Below are 3,363 nucleotides of genomic sequence, written 5' to 3'. Positions count from 1 at the left end.
TCAAATGAGTCAGCAGAAGAAATCCAGGGTGAGATCACCAAGATCACCGAAATATCGAACTCGGTTATCTCGAAGCAGCAAGAAGTTGCTGAAGTCGTGAGTAGCAGCGTAACAATTGCTAATGAAACCATGAGTAATCTAGGTGGTTTGGAAGAAGTTGCTAGCAATAGTGCTGACGTAGTTAACACCCTTACTTCCAGCCTAAGCACTCAAGCTGATCAAACAGAACAAATTAAGAACGCACTGCAAGGTGCGATTGAAGGCGCATCAATCAACGCTAGCTCTGGCAGTCTCGATGAGCAATTCCAGGCACTGATCGATCAACTAAATGACTTACAGCGCTAGGTCGCTATAAACGACAGACTTTCGTCAGCTTTCTTTACAAGCGGCCAGCTTTAGTTTTATATTCAAGTTGGCCGCTTTCAAAATTAAATTTTTTTCCCATGTTATCCTTTTGTTTTTATTTACTTTATTTTCCCTCTCAGACATGTTCAAAATACTTGGCAGAGTAAATGCTTAACTATTATTTACCAAACAATCAAGCTCAGGTCTGATAATTCAGGGTAACCTGAATGGAGGTAGTAAAATGAGCCAAAGTACTTGCCCCACAATGCAATGCGATCTCGCCACCTTAGAGAAACTCTACCAAAACAAGTGCCTGCAAGCTGAAAAAGCAAAGGCTGGCACCAATACATTTATGTACCAAGTTCTTAAAGCGGAAGCAGATAATATTCGATTCGCAATTGATCGGTACTAATTGTCTCTTACTTTCTGCTAAACGCTATCTGCAAATTAGGTTGACCAAGTGGGAAAAGGCTTTCCCCAGCTATTCCAAGCATGTAAAATCCGGCATTTCCCACATCTTCGGTATTTCTTATGCTTGACGCCTTATCACAAAATTATAAAGCCATTATTGAAAGTCTTGGTGAAGACAGCTCTCGCGAAGGCTTATTAGATACACCGACTCGTGCAGCCAAGGCTATGCAATTTCTCACTCAGGGATATCAACAAAGCCTTGATGATATAGTAAATAACGCGGTGTTCGAGTCTGACAATGACCAAATGGTTATTGTAAAAGACATAGAGCTATACTCTCTTTGCGAACACCACCTACTGCCTTTTATTGGCAAGTGCCATATCGCTTATTTGCCAAACGGCAAGGTTTTGGGTCTGTCTAAATTTGCTCGTATTGTCGACATGTATGCGCGACGCTTCCAGATTCAGGAAAACCTCACTCGTCAAGTGGCTGAAACAATCCAGCAAGTGACTGGCGCAAAAGGTGTGGCTGTCATCATTGAGTCAAAACATATGTGTATGATGATGCGCGGCGTTGAAAAACAAAATTCAGTCATGAACACTTCCGTTATGCTGGGCGCTTTCAGACAGTCTCAGGCAACACGTAGTGAATTCCTAACGCTCGCAACCAACTCTTAAGAACATGTCGCTGTGTGTCTAGGATCGATACACAGCACTCTTGCCACCAACAGGTATGATCAATGCTAAAACTCGACTCACTTAATCAACTCAAGCAACTCAAGCAAGATATCAAAGCTAGTCGCAATCTCTGCATTGGGACAGTTAAAGGTTCTGCTTACAAATTTGGTTTTGTGACACTTGATACCAACCGAGACGTTTATCTTCCACCCGATGAAATGGAGCGCGTACTCCCTGGTGATAGAGTAGAAGTTGAAGTCATAAAAGATGCAAAGAACAAAAAGGTCGCTAAATTAGAAAGGCTAATTGAAAGCAACACCCAGTTCTTTTGTGGCAAATACATAGAGAAGGGTAAAGCTGCTTTTGTTGAGCCCGATATCCAAGGCATGTGTCGGTGGTTTTTTATTCCTCCTCAAAAGCGCAAAAAAGCCAAAGCGAAAGACCTGGTTGTCTGCAAGGTTACTCAACATCCTTTTAAGTCAGGGAAAGCACAAGCAAGCATTGTCGAGCTAATTGGTACCGACCAAGATATCGGTATCGAATCATTGTATGCCAGCAAGAAGCACCGCCTGGAAACAAGCTGGAGCAAAGTCGAGCAAGAACAAGCAGATGCGATTTCAGAAGAACAGATAGCAGGTTTAAGCGAAGGGCGTAAAAACTATTGTGAACTTCCCTTTGTTACCATTGACTCGTCTTCTACGAAAGATATAGACGATGCCTTGTATGCAGAAAAAGCTGAGCAAGGTTGGTATATATATATTGCGATTGCCGACCCCTGCGCCATGATTGATGCCGGCTCAGCCATCGAGAAAAGTCTGATAAAACGCGCAAGTTCAGTCTACTTCCCCGGTCAGACTATCGCGATGCTTCCAGAAAAGCTGGGCAGTGATATCTGCTCTTTGGTAGAAGGTAAACCGCGTCTGGCCAAAGTAGTAAAAGCGACTGTAAGTGAGACTGGAGATATCGAAAGCTACGAGCTAGAACAAGCGCTTATTCAATCTCATAAAAAGCTTAGTTACGAAGTCGTTGGCAGCTTTATTGACCAAGGCGAAGCGCTAGACGAGTGCAGCAGCGATATTCAGGAAAGCCTGAAGCATCTTAAGACTATTGCCGATAAACGATCAGAATTCCGCAACAAGCACAACCTGATTCAAAAAGACCGTCAAGAGTTCTACCTCGAGCTGAATGACCAGGGAAAGATTGCAGAGATCAAACAGAAAGTATTCTCCAGCGCTCACCGTATAGTTGAAGAAGCGATGGTCGCTGCAAACTGTTGCATCGCAGAACTCATTTCCAAAAGCAAACTTCCCGGTATCTACATTAGCCATAAAGGCATACGTGCCGATCGCTTGGAAAGCTTGGATAAAGTACTGCAAGAAAACATTCCTGAGTACAAAGAAGATTCTTTAGCGTCTTTAGACAGCTTTGTTGAACTATCAAAACAGCTTTCCAGTAATGATGAGTTAACTCGCTACCAACTACTTATTTCTCGCCAGTTAGAGAAAAGCCAGCTAAGCCTAGAACCTGCGCCTCACTTCGGCATGGGATTGCAGCAGTATTGCAACTTCACCTCCCCCCTTAGAAAAGCCAGTGACTTTTTAGTACACCGCCAACTCGATGCGATTGCAGCCAACAATGAAAGCTACATTAACGAAGCTCAAATAGAAGCATTAAGTGAGAATTCGAGTAAAGCCAAAAGTGCCGTCTATGATGTTGAGCAATGGCTGAAGTGCCAGTATTTAGCTAAGAACAAACAAACCTTAAATGCTACGATTCATCGTGTCTTTTCTTCTGGTTTTCAAGTTCGTCTAGCAGAAACAGGTATTGAAGGATTTGTCTCAACCAAGGAGATGGAAGGGAAGTATAGCTTTAACCAAGACCTGCTTTGCATCACCAACAAAGAGCAGTCCTTCCAACTCGACCAAGCAG

General features: G+C 43.1%; 4 protein-coding genes. All 4 read left to right on the top strand.

What is annotated here, in order from left to right; genetic code table 11:
- Window positions 1-345: hypothetical protein (locus A3756_RS27845; protein WP_197481363.1), on the top strand; the 345-nt coding region annotated here is incomplete at its 5' end.
- 241 nt (window positions 346-586) lie between these two features.
- On the top strand, window positions 587-757 hold the full coding sequence (locus A3756_RS26770; RefSeq protein ID WP_156490561.1) for a hypothetical protein: 171 nt from the start codon (window positions 587-589) through the stop codon (window positions 755-757).
- Between the two features lie 119 nt (window positions 758-876).
- The gene (gene folE / locus A3756_RS17315) at window positions 877-1,434 is read left to right on the top strand and encodes a GTP cyclohydrolase I FolE (RefSeq protein WP_068508709.1); all 558 of its coding nucleotides are present in this window, start codon (window positions 877-879) and stop codon (window positions 1,432-1,434) included.
- A gap of 62 nt (window positions 1,435-1,496) precedes the next feature.
- The coding region (locus A3756_RS17310; protein WP_068554071.1) for a VacB/RNase II family 3'-5' exoribonuclease at window positions 1,497-3,363 on the top strand (1,867 nt) is incomplete at its 3' end.

The sequence above is a fragment of the Oleiphilus sp. HI0086 genome (assembly GCF_001635225.1).
Note: the sequence above shows the minus strand (reverse complement) of the source record. Positions and strands in the feature narration are given on the sequence as shown.

Excerpts from the sequence above, each read along its gene's own strand:
- A3756_RS26770 (WP_156490561.1), top strand. The coding sequence starts at position 587 with ATGAGCCAAAGTACTTGCCCCACAATGCAATGCGATCTCGCCACCTTA.
- folE (WP_068508709.1), top strand. The coding sequence starts at position 877 with ATGCTTGACGCCTTATCACAAAATTATAAAGCCATTATTGAAAGTCTT.